General features: G+C 64.1%; 22 protein-coding genes. 7 read left to right on the top strand and 15 right to left on the bottom strand.

What is annotated here, in order from left to right:
• Positions 1–116 precede the first annotated feature (116 nt).
• Positions 117–1262, bottom strand: a complete 1146-nt coding sequence (locus tag NXT3_RS26855; RefSeq protein WP_095678066.1) for a GNAT family N-acetyltransferase — start codon at positions 1260–1262, stop codon at positions 117–119.
• Positions 1252–2571 (bottom strand): lipopolysaccharide biosynthesis protein, encoded by a 1320-nt coding sequence (locus NXT3_RS26850; RefSeq protein WP_104841409.1) that lies wholly within the window; start codon positions 2569–2571, stop codon positions 1252–1254. Before NXT3_RS26850 ends, NXT3_RS26855 begins: the two co-directional genes overlap by 11 nt.
• Before the next feature lie 274 nt (positions 2572–2845).
• On the opposite strand from NXT3_RS26850, the gene NXT3_RS26845 reads away from it, so the two are divergent.
• Together NXT3_RS26845 and NXT3_RS26840 are read left to right on the top strand one after the other, a co-directional pair.
• Complete coding sequence (locus NXT3_RS26845; RefSeq protein ID WP_234819757.1) at positions 2846–3490, top strand: N5-glutamine methyltransferase family protein; 645 nt, start codon at positions 2846–2848, stop codon at positions 3488–3490.
• On the top strand, positions 3487–4608 hold the full coding sequence (locus tag NXT3_RS26840; RefSeq protein WP_097539046.1) for a hypothetical protein: 1122 nt from the start codon (positions 3487–3489) through the stop codon (positions 4606–4608). The genes NXT3_RS26845 and NXT3_RS26840 overlap by 4 nt, the downstream gene beginning before the upstream one ends.
• 16 nt (positions 4609–4624) lie before the next feature.
• Here the strand turns inward: NXT3_RS26840 and minE are convergent, their stop codons facing one another.
• The 7 genes from minE to asnB all read right to left on the bottom strand — a co-directional run bounded on the left by minE (position 4625) and on the right by asnB (position 11568).
• Entirely contained in the window at positions 4625–4885 is a 261-nt protein-coding gene (gene minE, locus NXT3_RS26835; protein WP_037419207.1) for a cell division topological specificity factor MinE, read from the bottom strand.
• Positions 4882–5697 carry a septum site-determining protein MinD gene (gene minD, locus NXT3_RS26830; protein WP_037419204.1) on the bottom strand — a complete coding sequence of 272 codons (816 nt, stop codon included), beginning with the start codon at positions 5695–5697 and terminating at the stop codon, positions 4882–4884. The genes minE and minD overlap by 4 nt, the downstream gene beginning before the upstream one ends.
• A 33-nt stretch (positions 5698–5730) precedes the next feature.
• Positions 5731–6480 carry a septum site-determining protein MinC gene (gene minC, locus NXT3_RS26825; protein WP_097539047.1) on the bottom strand — a complete coding sequence of 250 codons (750 nt, stop codon included), beginning with the start codon at positions 6478–6480 and terminating at the stop codon, positions 5731–5733.
• Between the two features lie 281 nt (positions 6481–6761).
• Positions 6762–7769, bottom strand: a complete 1008-nt coding sequence (gene nadE, locus NXT3_RS26820; protein WP_037419198.1) for an NAD(+) synthase — start codon at positions 7767–7769, stop codon at positions 6762–6764.
• A complete protein-coding gene (locus NXT3_RS26815) occupies positions 7766–9313 on the bottom strand; it encodes a class I adenylate-forming enzyme family protein (RefSeq protein ID WP_037419195.1) in 1548 nt (515 codons plus the stop codon). Before NXT3_RS26815 ends, nadE begins: the two co-directional genes overlap by 4 nt.
• Positions 9314–9341: 28 nt before the next feature.
• A complete protein-coding gene (locus NXT3_RS26810) occupies positions 9342–9605 on the bottom strand; it encodes an acyl carrier protein (RefSeq protein ID WP_097525837.1) in 264 nt (87 codons plus the stop codon).
• Positions 9606–9630: 25 nt separating this feature from the next.
• Entirely contained in the window at positions 9631–11568 is a 1938-nt protein-coding gene (gene asnB / locus NXT3_RS26805) for an asparagine synthase (glutamine-hydrolyzing) (protein WP_097525836.1), read from the bottom strand.
• A 351-nt stretch (positions 11569–11919) separates the two neighbouring features.
• On the opposite strand from asnB, the gene NXT3_RS33030 reads away from it, so the two are divergent.
• From NXT3_RS33030 to NXT3_RS26785, 4 genes are all read left to right on the top strand, one after another.
• The gene (locus tag NXT3_RS33030) at positions 11920–12042 is read left to right on the top strand and encodes a hypothetical protein (protein ID WP_083854035.1); all 123 of its coding nucleotides are present in this window, start codon (positions 11920–11922) and stop codon (positions 12040–12042) included.
• Between the two features lie 381 nt (positions 12043–12423).
• The gene (locus NXT3_RS26795) at positions 12424–12603 is read left to right on the top strand and encodes a hypothetical protein (RefSeq protein WP_037419186.1); all 180 of its coding nucleotides are present in this window, start codon (positions 12424–12426) and stop codon (positions 12601–12603) included.
• Positions 12604–12705: 102 nt separating this feature from the next.
• Positions 12706–13887, top strand: coding sequence for an efflux RND transporter periplasmic adaptor subunit (locus NXT3_RS26790; RefSeq protein WP_037419183.1), 1182 nt, complete (start codon positions 12706–12708; stop codon positions 13885–13887).
• A 116-nt stretch (positions 13888–14003) separates the two neighbouring features.
• Complete coding sequence (locus tag NXT3_RS26785; RefSeq protein ID WP_104841010.1) at positions 14004–17117, top strand: efflux RND transporter permease subunit; 3114 nt, start codon at positions 14004–14006, stop codon at positions 17115–17117.
• On the opposite strand, the gene uxuA is transcribed toward NXT3_RS26785, so the two are convergent.
• The 6 genes from uxuA to NXT3_RS26755 form a co-directional block, all read right to left on the bottom strand.
• Positions 17118–18314, bottom strand: coding sequence for a mannonate dehydratase (gene uxuA / locus NXT3_RS26780; RefSeq protein ID WP_037419177.1), 1197 nt, complete (start codon positions 18312–18314; stop codon positions 17118–17120).
• A gap of 46 nt (positions 18315–18360) precedes the next feature.
• A complete protein-coding gene (locus tag NXT3_RS26775; protein ID WP_423828014.1) occupies positions 18361–19452 on the bottom strand; it encodes an L-idonate 5-dehydrogenase in 1092 nt (363 codons plus the stop codon).
• Positions 19419–20825 carry a TRAP transporter large permease gene (locus tag NXT3_RS26770; protein ID WP_097525832.1) on the bottom strand — a complete coding sequence of 469 codons (1407 nt, stop codon included), beginning with the start codon at positions 20823–20825 and terminating at the stop codon, positions 19419–19421. The genes NXT3_RS26775 and NXT3_RS26770 overlap by 34 nt, the downstream gene beginning before the upstream one ends.
• A 3-nt stretch (positions 20826–20828) precedes the next feature.
• A complete protein-coding gene (locus NXT3_RS26765) occupies positions 20829–21401 on the bottom strand; it encodes a TRAP transporter small permease (protein WP_037419220.1) in 573 nt (190 codons plus the stop codon).
• A gap of 65 nt (positions 21402–21466) precedes the next feature.
• A complete protein-coding gene (locus NXT3_RS26760) occupies positions 21467–22441 on the bottom strand; it encodes a sialic acid TRAP transporter substrate-binding protein SiaP (protein WP_097525831.1) in 975 nt (324 codons plus the stop codon).
• Between the two features lie 36 nt (positions 22442–22477).
• On the bottom strand, positions 22478–23221 hold the full coding sequence (locus NXT3_RS26755) for a FadR/GntR family transcriptional regulator (RefSeq protein ID WP_097525830.1): 744 nt from the start codon (positions 23219–23221) through the stop codon (positions 22478–22480).
• Positions 23222–23503: 282 nt separating this feature from the next.
• On the opposite strand from NXT3_RS26755, the gene NXT3_RS26750 reads away from it, so the two are divergent.
• On the top strand, positions 23504–23914 hold the full coding sequence (locus NXT3_RS26750; protein ID WP_104841009.1) for a hypothetical protein: 411 nt from the start codon (positions 23504–23506) through the stop codon (positions 23912–23914).
• Positions 23915–23952 lie beyond the last annotated feature (38 nt).

The raw sequence follows: 23952 nt of genomic DNA, 5'->3' as shown, positions 1-23952 counted from the left end.
TGCCCTTGAAGCCACCGAAGAGCACTGCCCTGCGTTGTAAGATCTGCTGCTAAGAATTAGGAGTGCAGAGTGAATATTCGGTTAAGACTTGCATGCGGCCGGTAACTTTCGCGGCCTCAGAAATCGGTCAGCAAACGGCTCCAGCTTTCCGACGCGAGGCCGCCGATATAGATGTCGCCGCTGAGCGCCGCTTCCTTGATGTCGGCGTGCCGGGTGACCATGCAGAAATAGCCCCGGTGGCGGAAGCACAACCACCGCTGGCGCGAAATCGCATTCATTAGGAACGGCTGCGCCATGCCGGTCGCAACCGCATAGCCTTCCGCGTCGAGGCTGCCGAACATTGCCGCGGTGACATCGGCTTCGCAGCCTTCGTCGCAGATCACGTTCAGCACACTGGCCATGCCTTTAGACCTTCCGAAGAACAGGAAAGCCCCGATCGTGCGGCCATCTTCGCGCAGCACTTTCCGGCACTGAAACGCGCCGAGATTCCTGTTCATCGATGCGACGTCGACGAGCCAATCGAACTCGGATTTCGACCAGGCGGGGCGAACCGAAAACCGCTCGAGCATCGGTGCGGCGCAACAGAGAAATTCATCGGGATTTGCCGTCTGCACCCGGCATCCCGGCGCCGCCGGAGGTACCGACGACGGGCCCCGACGGCGAATCGCGCCATCGATCAACCGCAGTGCGCCAACGACCAGAGGCGTCCTGAGAATCGGAATGCGCCGGCCGGCCAGAACGGCAGCCGCAGCGAGCGGCCGGAAGAAGCGCTGCCATTCGAGGCTCTGGATCGGCAGGATGACGCCCCCGCCGGCAACGCAGTGATCGGCGCTGACGGGAGAAGAACTGTCGGAAAAGCACAGATCCTGGCGAGCCGCGCGCACGCTGCGGGCAAGCCGCGCCGCGCCGGCCGCGCCGGCTTTGCCATCGACCATGAAGGCGCAGAGAAGGCGTGCCACCAGCCGGCGACCATTGGCATCGAATTCCATAGGCAGGGAAAGAATGGCGCTGTCGACGTCGCCGCTGCCATTGTCGTGCACGATGCTGCCCTGTTCGGAGGCATAGAACGGGCTTCCAAAGAAAACCGTCTCGATGTAGCGGCACAGGTCCTCGCCCGCCGCGCCCTCACGGTTGCGGAAGACCCTGTTGAACAATCGCGCGATCGTGGGGATATCGGTGCGCGTCATCGCCCGCGTGCCGGGGCACGGCGGTTCGGCGATGCTCGCCGGATGCGGCACAATCTTCCGCAACTCAACTCCCATGCGCTGGTCCCGCCTGAAATTCGCGAGTTGCCCGCTCCCGGTCGCGGCGTACGAGGCGCAGGAAAACGCTCCATGCAGCAACGACCATGGCGATCTCGATGACATAGAAGGAGACGAAGGTGCCGGTAGGCGGGGAGTACCAGCTCGCCGCCGCGGCGATCCCGGCCCCAACGATGCTTCCAAGTCCCATGACAGCGGCGCGGGCGGCGTGGTAGCCGGAGGCCCCGAGCGCCTCCACGGCCACCGACCAGACGGCGAGCGGTATGACGACCCATGCGAGGCCGCGCACGAAGCCGACGAGCGACACATAGTCGTGTCCGAAAAGGTAAGGCAGGACCGGAGCCAGCACGAAGACCGTCAGCGCCGCTGCCAGGCCGATGACCGATGCGGCGGCAAGGACGCGCAGCACCCGCTGCAAGGCGTGATGCAGTCCCGATGTCGTCATCCGCGCCGACCCCGGATAGATGAGACGGTTCAGCGCCTCAACTGACAGGAAGCTGCTCTCGAGCATCCGCCGTGCGACGCTATAACTCGAGACGATCTCGGCGGTGGTGACGAGGCTCAGGACGAGGAGGTCGGCATTCTGCCGCAGGGCACGCAGGATGAATGGAATGCTGAAATAAAGACCCTGCGGCAGTTCCTCCGGCACGATACGGTAGCGCGGTTTACCGAGCCCCTTGATCGCCCGGAGACAGGTGACGGCGACCAGAACATGGCAGACAAATTGCCAGACGGCCCAGGATGCCACCGTCGAAACGCCGAAGGCCAGGCAGGCGAGGGCCGCCGCCACGGTGCGCGCCGCGGCAAAGCCGACCACCACCTTGTTGGCGGAGGCGAAATCGGAATGGGCAATGAAGATCTGTTCTGCGAGAACGATGATCCGGACGAGCACGATGTTGGTAACGAGCATCAGCGCAATCACCAGGAAATTGGTGACCGCATCGGCCGACAGCGCAAAGAAGAACGGCAGCGTTACGGCGCCGGCAAGAACGAGGACTAGCCCGCTTGCGGCCGTGAGCAGAATGTTGTGGCCGAGCATCTCGGGATAGATCGCGCGATCCCGCGCGACGCGCCGCACGAGGGATTCCATCGCGCCCAGTCCGCAGAGATGGACAGCGATGCTGGCGACGGCGGTGATGGCGACGAAGACGCTGAACTCGTCGACGCCAAGAAAGCGGGCGAGGATCGCGAAGGTGACAAGTTGCGCCGCGGATCCGAGGACGAGGCTGCCGCCGGACGCCACATAGGACAGGATCATCGGCAGGAAGGGCTTGTAGCCACGCGATTCCGTTAAGCCTTCCGAAGACATCCGACCTGCCCTGTCGATCTTGCGCACTGGATTCAGCGTCGCAAAGGCCGTCCCTTGCCGCAATCCATCCGCCGGTTCCCAGCCGCAGACTAGAGAACAGAGATGATTGGGGGGTTAACATACGCCCATCAATTGTATTTTCAGCTTCCGTTTACCCGAATGCGCTAGTCTCCGCGGACCCGAAAAACATCCCGAAGGAGCGTTCGTGCTGAAGCGCGACTATCTTCCCGGCGCCGAGCTGGCGGACCGCCATTCGCCTCGACTCGTCCGCTTCATGGACATCGAACTCGAACTCGCCCCCGACGTGCTTGTGCCTCGGGAGGAGACGGAGTTGCTCGGGCGGAACGCCGTTGCGCGGCTTGCCGGCCCGACGGAACCGGTGACGGTCATCGACATGTGCTGCGGCTCCGGCAATCTCGCCCTCGGGATCGCCGCTGCCGTTCCGCTTGCGCGGGTCTGGGGGGCGGACCTGACCGACAGCACCGTCGCACTCGCGCGCCGCAATGCCGAGCGCCTGTCGCTTCAAGAGCGCGTGCTGATCCGCCAGGGTGACCTTTTTGCCGCGCTCGACGGAGCCGGCCTAGAAGGCCGGGTCGACATGATCGTCTGCAATCCGCCCTATATATCGACGTCGCGTCTCACCGGCGATAGCGCCCACCTCCTCGAGAGCGAGCCGCGCGAGGCCTTCGACGGCGGGCCCTACGGCATTTCCATCCACCAGCGGCTGATCCGCGAGGCCGCCGCCTTCCTGAAACCGGGCGGCTGGCTCCTCTTCGAGTTCGGCGAGGGGCAGGACCGGCAGGCCGCAGCCCTCATCGCCCGGGCCAAGGCCTATGAAGCCGTGAGCTTCGCCCACGATGCGCACGGCAAGGCGCGGGTCGCCATCGTGCGCAGGCTGAAGGAGGGACCGGCGCGATGAGCGACATTCGTCCGCTCACGACCGCCGACATTCCGGCCGTTGCCGGGCTCTTCCAAAGGATCTTCCGCCACAGCGACCAGGCTGCGCCGCCGGCGCTCGTCGACTATCTTCGCCACCTTTACCTGGAAGCGCCCGGGTATGATCCAGAGGTCGCGCCGCTCGTCCACGTCAATGACGGCGGCCGGATTTCCGGCTTCGTCGGCGTTAACGCGCTGCCGATGAGCTACAAGGACCGGCAGCTGCGCGCCGCCATCTGCGGCGCGCTGATGGTCGAGGGCCGCGAGAGCGACCCGATGGCCGGCGCCCGGCTCTTGAAGGCCTTTCTGGCCGGGCCGCAGGACCTCTCCTTCAGCGAGACGGCAAGCGAAACCTCGACGCAGATGTGGACGCGGCTGCGCGGCATCGTGCTGCCGCAATACAGCCTCGACTGGGTCCGCGTCCTTCGCCCGGCGAGCTTTGCGGTCGAGCTTCTCTCCGGCCGGATCGGGCCGGTTCGCGCGCTTCGCCCCCTGGCACGGGCCTTCGACGAGCGCTTTCGCGGAAAAATGGCTCGCGGCGATCTGCGTTGGTCGGCGGTTCCGAAGGAGGCCAGTGTTCCGGCGATGTTTCAGGTCGCCGACATCGATGCCGGGTCCTTTGCCGAACTTTTCGCACCGTTGATTGGGCACTTTGCCGTGCAGCCCGCCTGGACCGAAGGCCAGTTCAACCACATTCTGCGGAACGCAACGGAGAAGCCCGACTTCGGCGCGCCGCACTTCGCTGCCGTCAAGACGCGCACCGGCGCTCCGGTCGGGGCGTTCTTCTACCATATGAAGCCAGGCGGGACCGCCCGTGTCCTGCAGCTGCTCGCCATGCCCGGCCAGGCAGGTCCCGTCCTCGACTGCCTGATCGATCATGCCGCCGCCCGGGGCGCCGCGGCGCTGCGCGGTCGCACCCAACCGGCGCTTCTCGAAGCGATGATGGGTCGCCGCATCGGCTTCGTCCACGCGGCCTCGACCGTCGTCCATTCCCGCGACGAGGAACTCGTCGACGCCTTCCGCCACGCGCAGGGCTTCGTCAATGGCCTTGCCGGAGAGCATTGGAGCCGCCTGATCGGCGGCTCCTTCGACGGTTCGTAAAGATCGCGCCTCCGCTTCAGGCCGCGCGCACCGCGTTCAGCGGGATTTCGATGTCGACTTCCAGCGTCGAGACGTTTTCGCCGCGGTCCATCTTGACGGTGACCTTGTCGCCGTCCAGCTGCACATGCTTGGCGATGACGGCGAGGATCTCTTCGCGAAGTTTCGCCACGAGATCCGAGTGCCCGACCGAGGCGCGTTCATGCGCGAGCAGGACCTGCAGACGCTCGCGCGCCGTCGGCGCCGAGGTCTGTTTGCTGAAGAAACGGAATATGCTCATGCTGCCCTCCGTCCGAACAATTTACCAAGAAACCCGCGCTTCTCGCCCGGAATGATCATCGGCACCGTTTCGCCGGCAATCCGGCGAGCGGCGTCGAGATAGGCGAGCGCCGGAGCGCTTCGGCTGTCAGCCAGCGTAACCGGCGCGCCGAGGTTGGATGCCTTAAGGACGTCGGTGCTTTCGGGCACGATGCCGACCAGCGGGATCGACAGGATCTCGAGGACATCGTCGACCTTCAGCATGTCGCCGCGCTCGGCGCGGGCCTGGTCATAGCGCGTCAGCAGCAGGTGCTTTTCCACCCGCTCACCGCGCTCGGCCCGTTCGGTCTTGGCATCGAGAAGGCCGATGATGCGATCGGAGTCGCGCACCGACGAGACTTCCGGATTGGTGACGATGACGGCGATGTCGGCGTGCCGCATGGCAAGCGTCGCGCCGCGCTCGATCCCGGCCGGGCTGTCGCAGATGATCCAGTCGAAGTGCTTCTTGAGCTCGGCCATCACCTTCTCGACGCCCTCCGGCGTCAGGCTGTCCTTGTCGCGGGTCTGCGAGGCTGGCAACAGGAAGAGCGTGTCGAGGCGCTTGTCGCGGATCAGCGCCTGCGGCAGCTTGGCGTCGCCCTGGATGACGTTGACGAGGTCGTAGACGACCCTCCGCTCGGCGCCCATGACGAGGTCGAGATTGCGCAGGCCGACGTCGAAGTCGACGACAACCGTCTTTTCGTTCCTCTGCGCCAGCGCCGCGCCAAGCGCGGCGGTCGATGTCGTCTTGCCGACGCCACCCTTACCCGATGTAACAACGATTACTTTCGCCATCTTCCCGCTCCTGTATGCTGGCCGGTCATCGGCTCAGTTAAGTCTCTCTGCCATGATCGAATCGCCTTCCAGCCAGAGCTGAACCGCCTGTCCGCGAAGATTGGGTGCCATGTCTTCCGCCGTCTTGTAGACGCCATCGATTGCCAAGAGCTCCGCTTCGAGCCGGCGGCAGAAGATTCGCGCCGAGGCGTTGCCCACCGAACCGGCGAGCGCCCGACCCCTCAGCGTCCCGTAGACATGCACCGAGCCCCCGGCGATGATTTCCGCACCCGAGGCGACCGATCCGACCACGGTCACGTCGCCTTCCGGGAAGATCACCGACTGGCCGGAGCGCACCGGCTCGCGGATGACGATCGACGAGATCGCCCGCGCCGCCTGCGGCTCCACCTGGACGCTCGGCGCCACGGCCGTGGCCGGCGCCGCACCAGCCGATTCGGTACTCGACTCGGCCGGAATCTCGATATCCGGAGCCGGGCGACCGCCCTTCATCGCCGGCGGCATGCCGGGCTCGAAGAGCGACGGGCGGCCGCCTTCGATGCCCATGATCCGGACATTGCGCTTGCCGAGCTCGTCGATCAGTTTCTTGAGCTCGGCCCGGTCGATTTCGAGGTCGGCGACGTCGAGAACGACCGGCCGCCCCAGGAAGAACCCGGCGGAGCGCGAGGCCAAATCGTCGAGGCGGGTGAGCCAGGCATCGAGCGGCGGCTCCGGTGAAAGCACCAGTGCCAGGAACGAGCGGCCCTTGATGCGGATCGAGCGGGTGTCTGTTAGCACTTTGGTCATCTACGTTAATTTTTCGTTGCCTCAGATGTAGGCGAGTCACGGTTAACAAATGGTTAATTCCCCTAGCCTGCCCGGGGCTGGAGATTAGTTGAGACCGGACGAAAAATATCCCAGACATGCCGCTGAGCGGGCGATCGCGCGTCGATCGCCTTGCAGAACGTAAACTTTGAAATAGCAGCGCTAACTTGAAAAAATACGCATCGGCAGCGAACCGCCGGGGGAATGTCAGAGGGCCCGTTCAGAGAAGCTGCCGGGGCGAATAGGGCGCCCCGCGCGCCGCTTCACTCGCCGATTTCCGCAACGGGCTGCACGAGCTGCGGTCCGAGATGCAAAAAGCGAGTCGCCTTGCGCTTTGCGACAATGTCCGCCCAGACGCGCTCGACCTGCGCTGCGGAGAGATTTGCGGCGCGGCCGACCTCTTCGGCGGTGAGGCCGGTGTTGAGGCCGTAGAGGCAGAGATCCATCCGGTCGTAGGGCAGCGAGAAATAGAATTCTTCCTGCGTCTGTTCGAGCGAATAGGTGTCGGTGGTGGGCGGCCGGCGGCGGATTTCCTCCGGAACGCCGAGATGAGCGGCAAGCGCATAGACCTGCGACTTGTAGAGATGGGCGATCGGCTTGACGTCGGCCGCGCCGTCGCCGTTCTTCACAAAGAAGCCCTGGTCGTATTCGAGCCGGTTCGGGGTGCCGAGCACGGCGAAGTTCAGCCGGTCGGCGTGGTAATATTCTAGCTGCTTGCGGGTGCGCTGCTTCATGTTGGTGGCGGCGACGATGCCGAGATAGACGGAGGGCGGCATGCGCAGCTTCGTCCGCTTGCCCTCGGGGTCCTGAACCACCAGAGAGGAAATGTTGTAGCCTTCGCCTTCGAGCGCATTGGCGATGACTATTTTCGACGCCCAGCCCGGCCCGTAATCCGGCACGAGTTCCCGGATGAAGGCGTCGCGGCGCGCGTAGCAACCCATGGCAGCAAGCGTCGGCCCGATATCTTCGACGACCGCTTCGACGCCGAAGGTCTCGGCCACCAGCCGGCCGAGCCGGAGGCTTTCAGGATCGGAATCGTTTTCCGGCATGAACAGGCAGAAGACATTCTTGGCGCCGACGGCGCGTACGGCCAGCGCGACCGAAACACTCGAATCGATGCCTCCCGAAAGCCCGAGCACCAGCCCGCGCTTGCGCATGCCGCGCAATTGCGCGCGCAAGCCCGAGACGATGCGTTCGGTCTCCGTGGCGTCGTCGATCTTCAAGCTGTCGGCGGAGAAGACGAACGTCTCCTGATCGGGGCGGATGTTCATTCTGCTGCCTCCAATGTCTCGGCCGCCAGCCTGCGGCTCACCTTGCCCGTGTCCGTCTTCGGCAGCTCGGTGCGGAATTCGACGATCTTCGGCACCATGAAATCCTCGAGGTGACGGGCGCAGTGGCGGATGATGTCCTTCTCGGTGAGCGCCGCGTCGGAGCGGACGACGAGAGCGCCGATCGCAGCCCCGAGCACCGGGTCGGGCACGGCGATGACGACCGCCTCGGCGACCCCCGGATGGGCGTGCAAAACGGTCTCGACCTCCTTCGGCGCCACCTTCTCGCCGCGCGTCTTGATGATGTCGTCCTTGCGGCCGACGAAATAAAGGAAGCCCTCATCGTCGGTGCGGAAGAGGTCGCCCGTATAGAGCACCCTTTCCCACGGGTTCGGACCCGGGCGCAGCATGCGTTCGGTGGCTGCCTCGTTACGCCAGTAGCCTTGCATGACGTGGGGCCCGCGGATCACCAGTTCACCCGGAACGCCCGGCGGCGCGCGCTTGCCGTCGTCGTCGACCACGAAGGCTTCGGTGTTCGGAATCGCGATTCCGACCGAACCCGGCCGGCGATCGAGTTCGTCCGGCGGCAGATAGGTGCAGCGCTTGCACTCCGTCAGGCCGTACATTGAATAGAGCCGCGCCGACGGGAAAAGCTCGCGCAGGCGGGCGATGTGCGCCGGCGGCAAAGCTGCGGCGGTATTGGAGATATAGCGTAAGCTCGGCAGGAAGCCGGGCTCGAGGTCGCGCATCTGCAGGATCATCGCGGCCATCGTCGGAACCAGCGGGAAACCAGTGACGCCTTCGGCGCGAATTCGCTCGAAGATCGCCTGCGGGAAGGCGAAGGACTTTTCGAGGACGAGCGTGGCGCCGAGCCGGATCGTCATCAGCAGCTGATAGAGGCCATAGTCGAAGGCAAGCGGCAGGACGTTCAGGATGATGTCGTCCGGCGTGTTGCGCAAATAGGTGGTGATCGATTCCGACGCCGCATCGATATTGCGATGCGTCATCATCACGCCCTTGGGACGGCCGGTCGAACCGGACGTGTAGATCAGCATGGCAAGATCGACGTCGATGCCACCGTGAAGCACGCGCAAGGGCTCGGCCGTCAGGGACTCTTCGAAGGAGGCCGCGCCCTCGGGCGTGCTGCCGCCGGGCGCGGCGGTCGAGGCGACGAAAAGCGGCCTGGCGGCAGAAAACGCGCGCGCCTCAGTGACGACCGGCATCAGCTTCGCCTGCGTCAGGATCGCCGCCGCCTCGCAATCGGCGATGATATAGGCGAGCTTGTCGGCCTTGGTGGAGGCGTTGATCGGGCTGAATGTCGCGCCGGCCTTGAGGATCGCGAAGATCGCCACGGCCGCTTCCCAGCAATTGTCCATGAAGACCAGAACACGGTCGTTGGCGTTGACGCCGCTCGCTGCGAGCGCGGCGGCAAGCCGCGACGAAAGATCGTCCAGTTCCCTGTAGCTCAACCGCTTACGGTCGGTGACCAGCGCCGTCTTTGCCCCGTGCGCCGCGGCGTTCCTGGTGAGGAATTGCTCGAACCTCATCTTCGTAGTGCCCCCGCCCCGCCGCCGCTTACGCCGTGACCGGCACTGCTTTCACCTCGATGAAGGCCGCAATTCGCGCCAGCGAATCGAGGTTCGCCGGGACGATATCGGCGTCCGTCATCGCGATCCCGAACTGGTCCTCGATGAAGGCGACGAGCTCCAGGACGGCGGTCGAATCGACGACGTCGTTCTCGATCAGCGACGCGGTATCGCCGAGTTCGTAGGAGGTGTCGCCGAAGAGAAAATTATCGATGATGAAGGTCCTGACCTTCTCCTTGATCGTCTGCGTCATGTGGTTTCCTTTCACTGCTTTCGTTTCAGGCCGCTTCCGCCTTGCGGAAGCCGGTCCCCGTGAATGTCCGCAGCCACAGCTGCGTCGACAGGATGCCGACGAAGCCGGCGTTGTCGCGGAAGCCCGAGGCCGGGCGCGAGCGGCACTTTTCGTAGAGCTTCGCCACCGCCGCGGCATTGAACAGGCCGCCTTCGCTAATCGCTTCCGCGCTGAGGGCGCCGCGAACATAGTCGCGTGCGCCGGCGCCGGTGAAGGAGTGGCTGTCGGGCGCGCGGTAGGGCTGCTTCACCCGCCTGCCGATCGCAGGCGGCAGCAGATCCTTCGTCGCCTCGCGCAGGATGTGCTTTTCCGTCAGGCCTTTAAGTTTCATCTCCGGCGGCAGCGTCGCGGCGAATTCGACGAGCCGATGGTCCAGGAAGGGGAAGCGGCCCTCCACCCCGCGGGCCATTGCCATGCGGTCGCCCTGGCTGGAGAGGATGTAGCCGGGCAGCAGGAAGCGGCTTTCGAGATATTGCGCCTGGTGCAGCGGGTGCCATCGACCGAAATCCTGCGGCAGCCGGCCGACAAGCTCGGCAGCGGCGTCGTAGTCCCCCAATTGGCTGCGCAGGTCGGCGGAGAAGAACAGTTTCGTCGCGGCAGTTCCCTTAAAGCGCGGTCGATGCGAAAAGAGCGGATCGTCGAGCCGCTCGTCGCTGGCGCCGAAAAAGGCGGCGAGATATTCCGGCGACTGCTGCTTGAGGCCCGGCAGATAGGGATAGAGTTTGCGGAAGAGATGTGGCCGGATGCGCGAGCCTGGCTGGCGGCCGCAGAAACGACGCACCCGGGCTTCCTTGAAGATATCGTAGCCGGCAAATACCTCGTCGGCTCCTTCGCCGGTGAGCACGACCTTGAGGCCCGCCTCCCGCACCAGTCCGGACAATTGATAGAGCGGCGCCGGTGCCGTGCGGATGATCGGTCTTTCGGTGAAGCGGATGACCTCCGGAAAGACCCTGGCGATGTCGCCCTCGCGGCAGGCGATCGCATGGTGCTCGGTCCCGAGCGCCGCAGCCATTTCAAGCTGGAAGGCGCTTTCGTCATGCTCGGCGCTGTCGAAGGTGACGGAGAAGGTGCGAAGCCCCTGCGGCGTCATGCCGGCCGCTAGAGCCGCGACGATCGAGGAATCGAGCCCGCCGGAGAGATAGGCGCCGACCGGTACGTCGGCCCGCATGCGGATGCGGGTGGCGTCGGTCAAGAGCGCACGCAGGTCCTCGGCTGCGGTCCTTTGGTCCACCGGACCGGCTGGTTGATCCCGGTCCGGGTATTGAAGCTGCCAATAGGGCCTCGTCGTGACGCCACGCTCGTCGACGACCATCAGGTGGGCCGGTTCGAGCTCTAGGATATTGCGAAAAGGCGTGCGGGGCGCGATCGGCGCCCAGAGGGTGAATATCTGGTCGAGCGCGATCGGATCGATCTCCGCCGAGATGCCCGGCACCTTCAGGAGCGCCTTGACCTCGGAGGCGAAATAAAATGTGCCGGCATGCGCGGTGTAGAAGAGCGGGCGCACCCCCATGCGGTCGCGCGCCAGCATCATCCGGCGGCGGCGGGCATCCCAGATCGCGAAGGCGAAATCGCCATTGAGCAGCGAGACGCAGGCCTCGCCCATCTCCTCATAGAGGTGCAGGATGACCTCGGTGTCGCTCGAGGTGCGGAAACGGCGCCCCTTGGCGCGAAGCTCGTCCCTCAATTCCACATAGTTGAAGATTTCACCGTTGAAGGCGATCGTCAGTTCGCCGCTCGCATCCGACATCGGCTGCTGGCCGTCGCCGAGCCCGACGATGGAGAGCCGCACATGGCCGAGACCGACTTCGGGAGCGGTGAAAATGCCCTGCTCGTCCGGTCCCCGATGCGCGATCGCGGCCGTCATCGTTTCGAGAAGCGCCCTTCCATCCCGTATCGAGCCAAAATAGCCGCTAAAACCACACATCTGAGATTCACTCTGAAGCCCGCAATCTGAGCTGAGTGTATAGACGGAATGCCGAGAGCAAGCGTTAACCTGCGTAAGGTTTTTCCAATGATGGTAAATTATTCAAAAGGAGCTGTTCCGAAGGTAGAGGTAGCGAGAAGCTGCCGTAAGCAGACTATTGATCTGTTCAATCAGCAGTTTTCAGAATTTTTTATTAAACTTATACTTATCTGCGCTCAGACGGACTGTAAGCATTTGACGTTTGGCTTTCATCCTAAGGGCAGACGACTGAGGAAAACCCTCGGTTTCCGTTTTATTAACAAATTCGGTTCAATTTTCCGGGTCGAAGCGCAATATCGCTCGGAGCGCATGATGAGCTACGACTGGACCGGCGAACGCACGCGCCGCATGAAGATGATGAAATACGGCATCGGCATTGTGCTGACAATCGGCCTCATTCTCGCGGCCACGTCCTGGACCTTGCAGTCCATCTAACGACGGCACGTCCCGCCTCATCGGCGAGATTTCAGGGCCCCTACGGACATCTTTACCTCCCTGGCCGATGTAACCTGTAGCTCGAATTAACTAATCGCTAAACCTTGACGGGTGCCTGCTGCAGGAGTGGAATTGGTTCTGTGGCGTACTGCCTGAGGCCGCCGTTTCGCAGCCAGCTGCGCGGCGGCCTCTCCAGTTCGAGGGGCGATAGGTGGACCCCGCAGTATAACCGATCAGCAGCTGCGCGGTTCACCTATTTGATCGGGACCTGCGGCTAAGGTGCGCCTCCGGCGTCGTCAGCAATGATCGGCCGCATCCGAAGATGGCTGGGGAACCAAAATCGCGGCCTGCGTGTTTCAAGTCGCAGCGTGAGGAGATCATATGCAGCCGAGGTTTATGTCGACCGAAGTGTTCCTGCGTTTTGAAAAGGAATGGCAGCACCTGCGTCGCGCCGCTCAAAAGCTGGAGATCGAGGCCAATCGGCCCGATGAGCAAAATATCCAAGCCATGGCTGGCTCCGAACTCGCCGACCCCTGCGCAGGCCGGATTAAATCTTCGTAACCTATTGAAATAACACTGGACGCGCCCCCCGCTTCTTCTAGATGCTGGTGGCAAGATCGGCGGCCCCGGGCGGCCCCGATGCTCTTGCGAGGAGCGCGTCCTATGTCCAGCCGGGTCGTCATTGCTGCGATTGCTTTGGGCTCAATGCTTGCCGGCATTGCCATTGCGCCCCTTGTTACGAAGGTCCCCGGTTTGGCGTTGTTCGACGCGGCCGATGCCCACGCGGACGGTGTGGCCGGAAGAACCGACAAGGCTGCCCACGGCGCCTCTTCTCAGGCCACCGCAGTCCAGGTTACGCAAGTCGAGCAGCAAGACTTTCCCGTCGTCATCAGCACCTTCGCCAATGTGCAGGCGCCGGAGACCGTCGAAGTCAAGGCGCGCATATCGAGCCAGATCGTCGGCATTCACGTCAAGGACGGGCAGACGGTCAGGGCGGGCGACCTCCTGTTTTCGCTCGACGACCGCGCCCTGCAGGCCGACCTCAGCCGTGATGAAGCGATCTTGGCGAAGGACACGGCGCTGCTTGCCGACGCCGCGATCGAGCTCGACCGGGCGAGGACCTTGCGCGACGACAACACCGGCACGCAGCAGGCCTATGATAGCGCGCTCTCGGCACAGCAATCGGCCAAGGCCACGGTCGCGGCCGACCAGGCGGCGGTGGAAGCGGACAAGGTGTCGATCGACCTGACGCGCATTCGCGCCCCGATCGGCGGCCGCCTCGGTGCGGTTGAGGTCACGATCGGCGATCTCGTCGGCAACAGCACCTCGGGAACGAGCCTCGTCACCATTACCGCCATCGATCCGATCGAAGTCGCCTTTCATTTGCCCGAGAACCATCTGCAGGCCTTCAAGAACCGGCTTCTGTCAGGCGCCCCGCCTCGGGTCACGGCGCGGCTCAGCGGCACCCGCGAGGTCATCGGCACGGGCGTCCTGGATTTCATCGATTCCGCCGTCGATACGGCGACGGGGACGGTGCTGATGCGCGCCAAGTTCGACAATGCCGAAGAGAAGCTCTGGCCGGGCCAGTATGTCGACGTCGATATCGAGGAGACGACGCTTTCGAAGACGCCCGTCATTCCCGCCGTCGCCGTCCAGGCCGGCCAGAAAGGGGATTTCGTCTACCGGCTGAACGCCGACGACACTGTCGAACTCCGCCCGGTCGTCGTCGCCGCCAACAACGGACAGGACGCCGCGATCCGCTCGGGGCTCTCCGCCGGCGACCGGGTCGTGACCGAAGGTCAGTTGCATCTCAAGGCAGGCGACAAGGCACGCGTCGTCCAGTAGAGCGGGACGCCCAACGTTCGCGCCGCTCTATTCGTTTGTTTTTGCCGCATCTGTGCGGCTTCAGGTGATCCCAGCTGTCTGCAAATGCTCCAGCCGGCAAGTCATGGAAAAGGGTCATGTCGATTTGCGAATTCTGCATCCGCCGTCCCGTCGCAACGCTGCTGATGTCGCTGGCGCTCGTCTTTGCCGGTCTCTTCGCCTATGCGGCGCTGCCCGTTACGGCCCTGCCGCGGACCGACTTTCCGGTCATCAACGTCTCCGCGTCGCTGCCGGGCGCCTCGCCCGAGACGATGGCGACCTCGGTCGCAACCCCGCTCATCAAGCAATTCAACACCATCGCGGGGATCGACAGCGTATCGACGAACAATTCCCTCGGTGCGACCTCGATCTCCATCCAGTTCGCGCTCGACCGCGATATCGATGCAGCGGCGGCCGACGTCCAGGCGGCGATTACCCGTACGCTGCGGACGCTGCCGCAGGACATGCCCTCGCCGCCGAGCTTCCGCAAGGTCAATCCGGCCGACGCGCCGGTGCTGCTCCTTGCCCTGAAGAGCGATACGGTGCCGCTCACAAAGCTCGATGCCTTTGCCCAGCAGGTGATCTCGCCGTCGCTTTCGACTCTCGAGGGCGTGGCGGAAGTCTCGATTTTCGGTAGCCAGCAGTTCGCGGTACGCATCGAAATCGACCCAAACGCGCTTGCCGCGCGCGGCATTTCGCTCGCCGAGCTGCAGGCCGCCATCGCCGCGGCGAACGACAATTCGCCGCTCGGGACGGTGCAATCGACCGGGCGGCAGATGACGATCGTTGCCGACACGCAATTGCAGAATGCAGCCGGATTTTCCAAGCTGATCGTCAAGACGGCCGACGGCAAGGCGGTTCGGCTCGGCGACGTTACCAAGGTCATCGACTCCGTCGCCAACACCCAGACCGCAAGCTGGCATGACGGCTCGCGAGCGATCATCCTCGCCGTTCAGCGCCAGCCCGATGCCAATACGGTGGCCGTCGTCGACAAGGTCAAGGCGATGCTGCCGACGTTCCGCCAGTCCCTGCCGGCGGGAGCGTCTCTGGAGACGCTCAACGACCGCTCCGTCTCTGTCCGGGGTGCCGTCGACGACGTCGAATTCACACTGGGCCTGACGATCGGGCTGGTGATCCTGGTGATCTTCATCTTCGTGCGCCGCCTGTGGGCGACGCTCATTCCGGCGCTGGCCGTGCCGATCTCGATCATCGCCACATTCGCGGTAATGTATGCGCTGGGATTCTCGATCGACAACATTTCCCTGATGGCGCTGACGCTCTCGGTCGGCCTCGTCGTCGACGATGCCATCGTCATGCTGGAGAACATCGTCCGGCATATGGAGGAGACGGGACAGAACGCCTTTGAGGCGGCGATCGCCGCCTCAACGGAGATCGGTTTCACCATTATCGCGATCTCGCTCTCTCTGGTAGCGGTCTTCATTCCGGTCCTCTTGATGGGCGGCGTGATCGGCAAGATCTTCAACGAGTTCGCCATCGTCGTCACCATTTCGATCCTCGCCTCCGCATTCGTCTCCTTGACGCTGACGCCGATGCTGGCGGCGCGCCTCCCCGAAAAGTCCGCCGATCCGGACGACAGGCACGGGGTCGGCGCGCTGCTCGAGCGCGGATTCGATGCGCTGCTTCGCGGCTATGAGCGGCTGCTCACCCTGTGCCTCCGTGCGAAGTTCGCCGTCCTCCTCCTGTTCTTGGCGAGCATCGGCGTGACGGTCTATCAGGTCAGTGCCACACCGAAGGGCTTCTTCCCGCAGGAGGACATCGGCGAGCTTCAGGTGACGACGCAGGCACGGACGGATATTTCCTTCGCCGCCATGTCGGCGCTGCAGGCCAAGGTCGAAGACATCTTCGCGCGCTCGCCCTATGTCGCGCATGTGGCAAGCTCGATCGGCTCGGGCGGGGCAGGCTCCTTGGCCTTGAACTCCGGCAGGCTCTTCGTCGAATTGAAGCCGAAGACCGAACGACCGGCGCTGCCCGAGGTGCTTGCAAAATTGCGTCCGGCACTCGCCAACCTCGCTGGCATCAGGGCCTACATCTCGCCGGTGCAGAACCTCTCCGTCGGTGCGCGCAGCACCGCCAGCCAGTACCAGCTCGTCGTCCAGGGTCTCGACCAGGCGGCTATGAACCAGTGGGCGGACAAGCTGACGGAGGCGATGCGGGACGACCGGGCCTTCTTCACTGATGTCAGCACCGACCTCGAGAACAATGCCCCGGAGGCACGCCTCGTCGTCGACCGCGACAAGGCCGCGGCACTCGGCATTTCGACGGACGTGCTGCGCTCGACGCTCTATGGCGGCTTCGGCTCGGAACAGATCTCGACCATCTACACCTCCGGCGACAGCTACGAGGTGATCATGGAAGTCGATCCGGCAAAAAGCTGGTCCGCCGCCTCGCTTGCCGAACTGCAGGTGCCGGCCGCAAACAACAGGCTGGTGCCGCTCGGTGCCTTTGCCCGGGTCGACACGGTTCCTGGGCCGCTGACGGTCAACCAGCTCGGGCAGTTGCCGGCCGTGACGATCTCCTACAACCTGCCGACCGGCGTGGCTCTCGGCAACAGCGTCGAAGAGATCGGCCGCCTGAAGGCCGAGATCGGCATGCCGGCCGACGTCACGACCCGTTTCTACGGCACCGCCCAACTATTCCAGGATGCCGTGTCCAACCAAGCCTGGCTGATCCTCGGCGCGATCCTGACGATCTATATCGTGCTCGGAATTCTCTATGAGAGCGTCATCCACCCGCTGACGATCCTCTCCGGCCTGCCATCGGCGGCCTCCGGCGCGCTTGTCGCGATCAGCCTCGGCGGCTTCGACCTGTCGATCATCGCGGTCATCGGGCTGCTGATGCTGATTGGCATCGTCAAGAAGAATGCGATCATGATGATCGACGTGGCGCTCTCGCTGCAGCGCGACGGACTGCCGGCCGAAGAGGCGATCCACCGGGCGTGCCTGATGCGGTTCCGCCCGATCCTGATGACGTCGTTGGCCGCGCTCATGGGCACGCTGCCGATCGCGCTCGGCAGCGGCGCCAGCGCCGAATTGCGCCAGCCGCTCGGCGTTGCCGTCGTCGGCGGCCTGCTCGTCTCGCAGCCGCTGACGCTGTTCGTGACGCCGGTGATCTACCTCTACATGGAGGCTCTTGCCGCAGGTATCAAACGGCTGTTCGCCAGGCAGCCGCCGACCCAGACTGCCATTCCCTGATCATGACAGCCCATAGGTGGCGTGCGACAGGGCCCGTTCGATGCCGCGCAGTTCCGCGAGCCCCTTCAGCCGGCCGATCGCCGGGTAGCCCGGCTGGGCGCCGCGGGTGATGTCGTCGAGAATCTCCTGGCCGTGATCCGGCCGCATCGGGATCTGGTGATCCGCCCGTCCGGCGGCGCGACGGCGTTTCTCCTCGGTGAGCAGTTCGGCGATCACCGCCACCATGTCGGTGTGGCCTTCCAGATGCTCGTCCTCGTAGAAGGAGCACGGCGTCCGCTCCTCCTCCCGGCGAACATTGCGGAGATGAATGAAATGGATGCGCGGAGCGAACTGGCTCACCATCGCCGGCAAGTCGTTGGCGGCGCGAGCCCCGAGCGAGCCGGTGCAGAAGGTGACACCGTTCGCCGGGCTGTCAACCTCCTTGAGCATGAAGGCATAGTCCTCGGCGGTCGAGAGAATGCGCGGCAGGCCGAGCAGCGGCCACGGCGGATCGTCCGGATGGGCGCAGATATTGATGCCGACCCGCTCGGCGACCGGCGTCACTTCGGCAAGGAATTCGACGAGGTGGCGCTGCAGCTTGTCGCGGCCGATACCGGCATAGGTCTGCAAGTGCTCGCGAAGCTGAGGCAGGCTGTAGCCGTCGGCTGAGCCCGGAAGCCCCGCGCCGATGTTGCGGGAGAGGCCAAGCCGGCGCTCCTCGGTCATCGCGCGAAAGCGCCGTTCCGCCGCCTCGCGCGTCTCCGCGTCGTAGTCTTCGGCAGCCCCCGGCCGCTGTAGCAGATAGAGGTCGAAGGCAACGAAGTCGATCCGGTCAAAGCGCATGGCCTTGGCGCCGTGACGGGCGGTCCAGCGCAGATCGGTCCGCGTCCAATCGAGCACCGGCATGAAATTGTAGCAGACGGTCCGGATGCCTGCCGCCGAAAGGCGGCGCAGTGTCTCCTGCCAGTTGGCGAGATGATCGCGCCAGGGCCCCGTCTGCGTCTTGATGCTTTCGGATACCGGAACGCTCTCCACCACCTCCCATTCGAGGCCGCCGTTGCGAACCTCCTGCTGGCGCTTCTCGATCTCGCCCACCGGCCAGACATCCCCGGTCGGGATGTGATGCAGCGCGGTGACAATCCCTTGCGCGCCGGCCTGCGCCGCGTCCTGGACGCTCACCCGGTCCACCGGCCCGAACCAACGCCATGTATGTCGCATTTCCAACTCCTTCCGAGCGGTCTTCCGCCCGCTTCCCGTATTCAATTCAGACCATGAATGTCAGCTGCACCTTGCAGGCGGACGATCGGTCGCCGGCCTGTTCGAAGGCCTGCACCGCCTGATCGACCGGAAAGGCATGCGAGATGATTGGCCGAACATCGATCCTGCGCTCGGCGATGAGCGCGACGGCCCGGGCGAATTCATCGTCGAACCGCTGCGACCCGATCCACCGCAGCTCCTTGCCGACCAGCGCGTTGAGCGGCAGGGTGATGTCGCCGGTCACCCCGACCTGCACGATCAGCCCACGCGGCCTGACCGCAGCGATCGCGCCGCGCAGCGCCGGCTCGGCGGCCGAGCACTCGAAGACGACGTCGAACTGGCCCTTGTCGGTCTCGTACTCGGCCAGACCCGCCCGATCGCGACGAATGTTGACAACCCGCGTCGCGCCCATAGCTTCGGCCCGCGCGAGTGCCGGATCGGCGAGGTCGGTGACCACGATCGTTTCCGCCCCCGAATGACGGGCGGCCGCGGCGACAAGCGCACCGATCGGCCCGGCCCCGGTGACGAGCACCTGCTTGCCGGTGAGATCTCCGGCCTGCCCCACCGCGTGCAGGGAGACCGCCAGCGGCTCGGCACAGGCGGCTTCGCCGGGGCTGACTAGCCTGCCGGCCGGAAAACACTGGCCGGCAGGGACAATGAGCCAGTCGCGAAACATGCCCTGCGCGTGAGGCAAGCGCATGGCGCTGCCCATGAAATGCATATTCAGGCAATGGATCGCGAGTCCTTCGCGGCAGAAGCGGCAGGTGCCGCATGGCTTACTCGGGTTCACCGCCACCAGTTCGCCGACTGCAAGTCCTGAGATCCCTGCACCGCGCGCCGCGACATGGCCCGACGCCTCGTGCCCGGGAATGATCGGCTCCTGCACCCGGACGGGGCCGAAGCCGCCGTCCTGATAGTAGTGAAGGTCAGAACCGCAAATACCGCCGGCCGCCATCTTCAGGAGGACCTCGCCTTCGCCGGGCTCGGCAACCTCCGCCGTCTCCACCCGAATATCGCGCCGGCCATAAAGCCGGGCGGCTCGCGCATGGCGCACTCCTCCCGCCATCATCGGATCAGCCCGACCGCGCCCGGCAGCCATAGCGTAACCGCCGGGACGAAGGTGATCAGGATGAGCGCGATGAAGAGCGGCAGGAGCCAGGGCAAGATCGCCATTGTCGTCCGCTCGACCGAGAGCTTGGCCACCCGAGAGAGCACGAAGAGCACCATGCCGAGCGGCGGGTGAAGAAGGCCGATCATCAGGTTGAGGGTCATGATGAGGCCGAAATGCACCGGATCAATGCCAAATTGCGCCGTCAACGGCAAGAGGATCGGCACCAGGATGGTGATCGCCGCGATCGTATCCAGGAAGCAGCCGACGAACAGCATCAGGAGGTTCACGAGGATCAGGAACACCCACTTGTTGTCGGTGATCGTGAGGATCGCGCCCGAGAGCAGTTGGGCCGCCTGGCTGACCGTCAGGAGCCAGGCGAAGATCGAAGCCGCCGTGACGATGAACAGCACCGAAGCGGTCGTCTCGATAGTATCGAATGTCGCCCGCGCCAGCGTCGACATCGTCATCGTCCGGTAGCGGACCAGGCCCAGGAACAGCGACCAGAGGACAGCGGCGACCGCCGCTTCCGTGGGGGTGAACCAGCCCATCGTCATGCCGCCGATCAGGATCACCGGCGTCATCAGCGCCATGACTGCCGAGAAATCGAAATACCAGTCGAGCGCCAGAAGCACGAGAAGCGCCAGGCCGACGGCGACGTTCATCGACAAGCCCACCGACATCAGGAGATAGATGACGATCGGCACCGAAAGCACGACGAGCACTTCGACCGAAGCAGAAAGCAGCCGTCTGATCTCGAAGGGCGTGTCCGATCCCCAGCCGCGCCGATAGGCGAAAACCGCGACCGTCAGCATCATCAGCACCGTCATCACCACGCCCGGCACGATGCCGGCCATGAACAGAGCGCCGATCGAGACATTGGCCATCATGCCGTAGATGACGAAGGGGAGCGACGGCGGGAAAATGGGCCCGAGCGTCGCCGATGCGGCGGTAACACCGACGGCGGTTTCCACCGGATAGCCGTGATCCTTCATCGCCTTGATCTCGATCGTGCCGATGCCGGCGGCATCGGCGAGCGCCGTGCCGGACATGCCCGAAAAGATCACCGAGCCGATGATGTTGACCTGCGCCAGCCCGCCCTTCATCCAGCCCACGAGCGCGACGGCGAAGGAATAGATGCGGCCGGTGACGCCGGCGGAATTCATCAGGTTGCCGGCAAGGATGAAGAACGGCACCGCCAAGAGGGGAAAGCTCTCGACGCCGGCGATCATGCGCTGCGCTGCGATGATGTCGGGCGCGACGTTGTAGAAGACAAGATAGAGGACCGACGCCACGGCCATCGAGATGGCAACCGGGACGCCGACCACCATCAAGACCAGAAACGAACCGACGAGCAGGAGCATGGATCAGTCCTCGACCTTCTGGAATTCCTCGGGCTTCTCGAGAACCGAATAGCCGCGGCGTTGATTGGCGATGAACACCTGAACCGAGCGGACGAACATCATCACGAAGCCGGCCATGACGCTGTAGAAGACGATGTTGCGCGGCAGATCGACGGTCACCATGCGCTCATGGGCGACGATCGCCACATAGCGCCACATCAGCCAGCAGGCATAGGCAAAGAAACCGATGCGCACCAGATCGACGAAGATCGCCATCGCCCGCGCCAGCGGCCGCGGGAAATAGTGGTAGAGCACGTCGACCTGGATGTGGCGGGAGACGCGCACGCACATGACGGAGCCGAGAAACACCACGGCGATCAGGCAGTTTGTGGCGATCTCCTCCGTCCAGGCATAGGAATCGTTGAGGACGTAGCGCGTGAAAAACTGCAGGAACACGCATCCCGTCATTACCCAGAAGACGGCGAGCGTCACCCAGTCCTCGAAGGCATAGCTGGAAATATCCGCGGCGGGCGGAGCCTCGTCGAAGGAATGGGCGATTTCCTCCGGGGTCACTTGCAGATGGACTTCCTGTGACATGGCGATCATCCGACGTTTAAGAAACGGAATGTCGGCCCGCCATGCAGCGAGCCGACAAAGGCGGTTCACTTGACGGCGCGGATGGCCTCCCAGTCCTCCTTCTTGTAGCCGAAGTCCTCAAGCGCGACCTTTTCCATGACGGTCGACTCGAAATCGGCCTTGTCGACTTCGGCCACGTCGAGACCACGCTCCTTGAAGGTCGAGACGAGCGCCTTCTCACGCTCCTCGATGATCTTGGTGGCGCGCTCCGCAGCCTCCTGCATCACCTCGGTGAAAATCTGCTTGTCGGCATCGGAGAGCTGCGACCACAGGTTCTTCGAAACAACTGTGTTCAGATGATCGACGATATGGCCGGTCAGCACGATATGCTTCTGCACTTCGAAGAACTTCTTCGCTTCGATGGTCGTCAGCGGGTTCTCCTGGGCCTCGACCGTGCCATTCTGCAGAGCGAGATAGACCTCGGCGAAGGCGATCGGTGTCGTGTTGGCGCCGCAGGCGCGCGGCATGGCGAGATAAGCCGGGACGTCGGGGACGCGCATCTTCAACCCCTGCATGTCGGCGCATTTGGCGATCGGCTTGTTCGACGTGGTGTGGCGCGTACCGTAATAGGTGACGGCGGTGATGTGGTTGCCGGAGGCTTCCTCATAGCCCGCCGCCAGGCGCTTGAAGACGTCGCTTTTGGTATAGGCGATCAGATGGGCGGGGTCGCGGAACGTGTAGGGGAAATAGGTGACGCCGATCGGCGCATATTCGCGCGCCGCGAAGCTCGAGCCGGAAATAATGATATCGACCGTGCCGAGTTTCAGACCCTGGTTGATATCCGCTTCCTTGCCGAGTTGCGAGGCCGGGAAGACGTCGATCTTGTAGCGTCCCTCGGTGCGCTTGCCGATCTCCTCGGCCGCCCAGACGGATTCAGTGTGAAACGGCTCCGAGGTCTCGTAGACATGCGCCCATTTGAGCGCCGTCTGGGCCTGCGCTCCCAAGGCCGAACCCAGGATGGCCGCGGTTGCGCCGAGTAGCGTTAACAGTCTGACTTTCATCTTCTTACTCCTCCCAAAGTGAAGTCACTGCCTGCTTTACTGTCCTTCGGCACGCCTCCAGGCGGCCGGTATCGTGCTGTCGGACTGCTCCTCGACGAAGCTTGCCGACAGGCGAAGCTGAGATTGATCGAGATGGGCGCGCATCGCGGCCCGTGCGGCGGCCGGATCGCCAGCGGCGATCGCATCGCGAATGACCCGATGCTCCTCCATCGCCGCCCGCCAGGTGTCGGTGTTTTCGAAATAGCTGGCGAGCTTCTCGAAATAGGGCGTCATGCGCATGTCGTGGATACTGCCGACAAAGCGGTTGAGCGTCTGGTTGGCGATGATGCTCGAGACGATCACATGGAACTCGCGATCGATCGCCAGCGCCTCACGCCGGTCCTCGAGGGCGGCGGCCATGCGCGCCAGATTGTCGTCGAGGATTTCTATATGTTCGGGCCGGGCCAGCCGCGCCGCCTCCTCGGCGATCGCGCATTCGACGACCGCCCGGGCCCTCAGCAATTCGAATGGTCCTTCGAAATCTTCAGGCGGCACATCGGCCGCCGGCGCCTTGCGCGCCGTGACGTAGATGCCGGACCCCATGCGGATATCGATGAATCCTTCGACCTCGAGCACGATCAGGGCTTCGCGCACCGTCGGGCGCGAGACGCCCAGCTTCTGCGCGAGCTCCCGCTCGGCCGGAAGCCGCGAGCCCGGGGCCAATTCGCCCCGCTCGATCAGTCCTCGCATCTGGTCCGCCACCTGCCTGTACAGGCGGCGCGATTCCACGGCAGAGAACATCAATATCCTCGCACTGCAAACCCACGCGATCGCTCGCGGCTGGTGGCCAAGTGGTCATACCAATTCGCGTAGAATACGCAACGCCTTTCCGATGTCAACTGCTGTTCGAATTACCCGGCGCTGCGCCCGGGCCGGGCAGCCGCGATTGACCGTTTGCACGTCAAGCCGGCAATAGCCGGCCTCCGCTGCATGCCTGTCGCCTGCCGATCCAAGGAACTCCAACGGCCCGCCGCCGTTTCCTCTGGGGACCACTTGACGGTCCGGATATGGAGGATCAGCAAAATGGCACAAGAAAAACCAATCGGTTCGGCTGTCCCGCGCGGCGTCGTCGATACTAAGTCCGGCACGGTTGGCGTTCCGAACCAAAAGAGCATGGAGGAGGAAGTCCGCTGGCTTCGTGAGCAGGTCAACGCATTGAAAGACACCCTCACCGATCTCGGCGTTCCCTCGGGTCGGGCCGTGGCCAACACAGTCAGGGACACCGGCCGCAGGGCCGGAGAGATGGCGAGGGAGCATCCGGCCTGGACCGCCATTGCGCTCGTCGGCCTCGTCGGCCTGATCCTGGCAAGTACCAGCCGCCCATCCTGGTCCATGCGGCGCACTTCACGCGTAGAGGACGTCATTTCCGACATCGAGGATCGCCTGAGCGAATTGAAGGAGCGCTATTGGTCGAGCGGCTGGCGGCCCTGGTAGCAGGGCTCTCCACGCCCATTGACCGCGGAACCGGAGCT

It is taken from the genome of Sinorhizobium fredii, from assembly GCF_002944405.1.
Classification (GTDB): Bacteria; Pseudomonadota; Alphaproteobacteria; order Rhizobiales; family Rhizobiaceae; genus Sinorhizobium; species Sinorhizobium fredii_C.
This window is presented reverse-complemented; position numbering and strand designations above follow the sequence as displayed.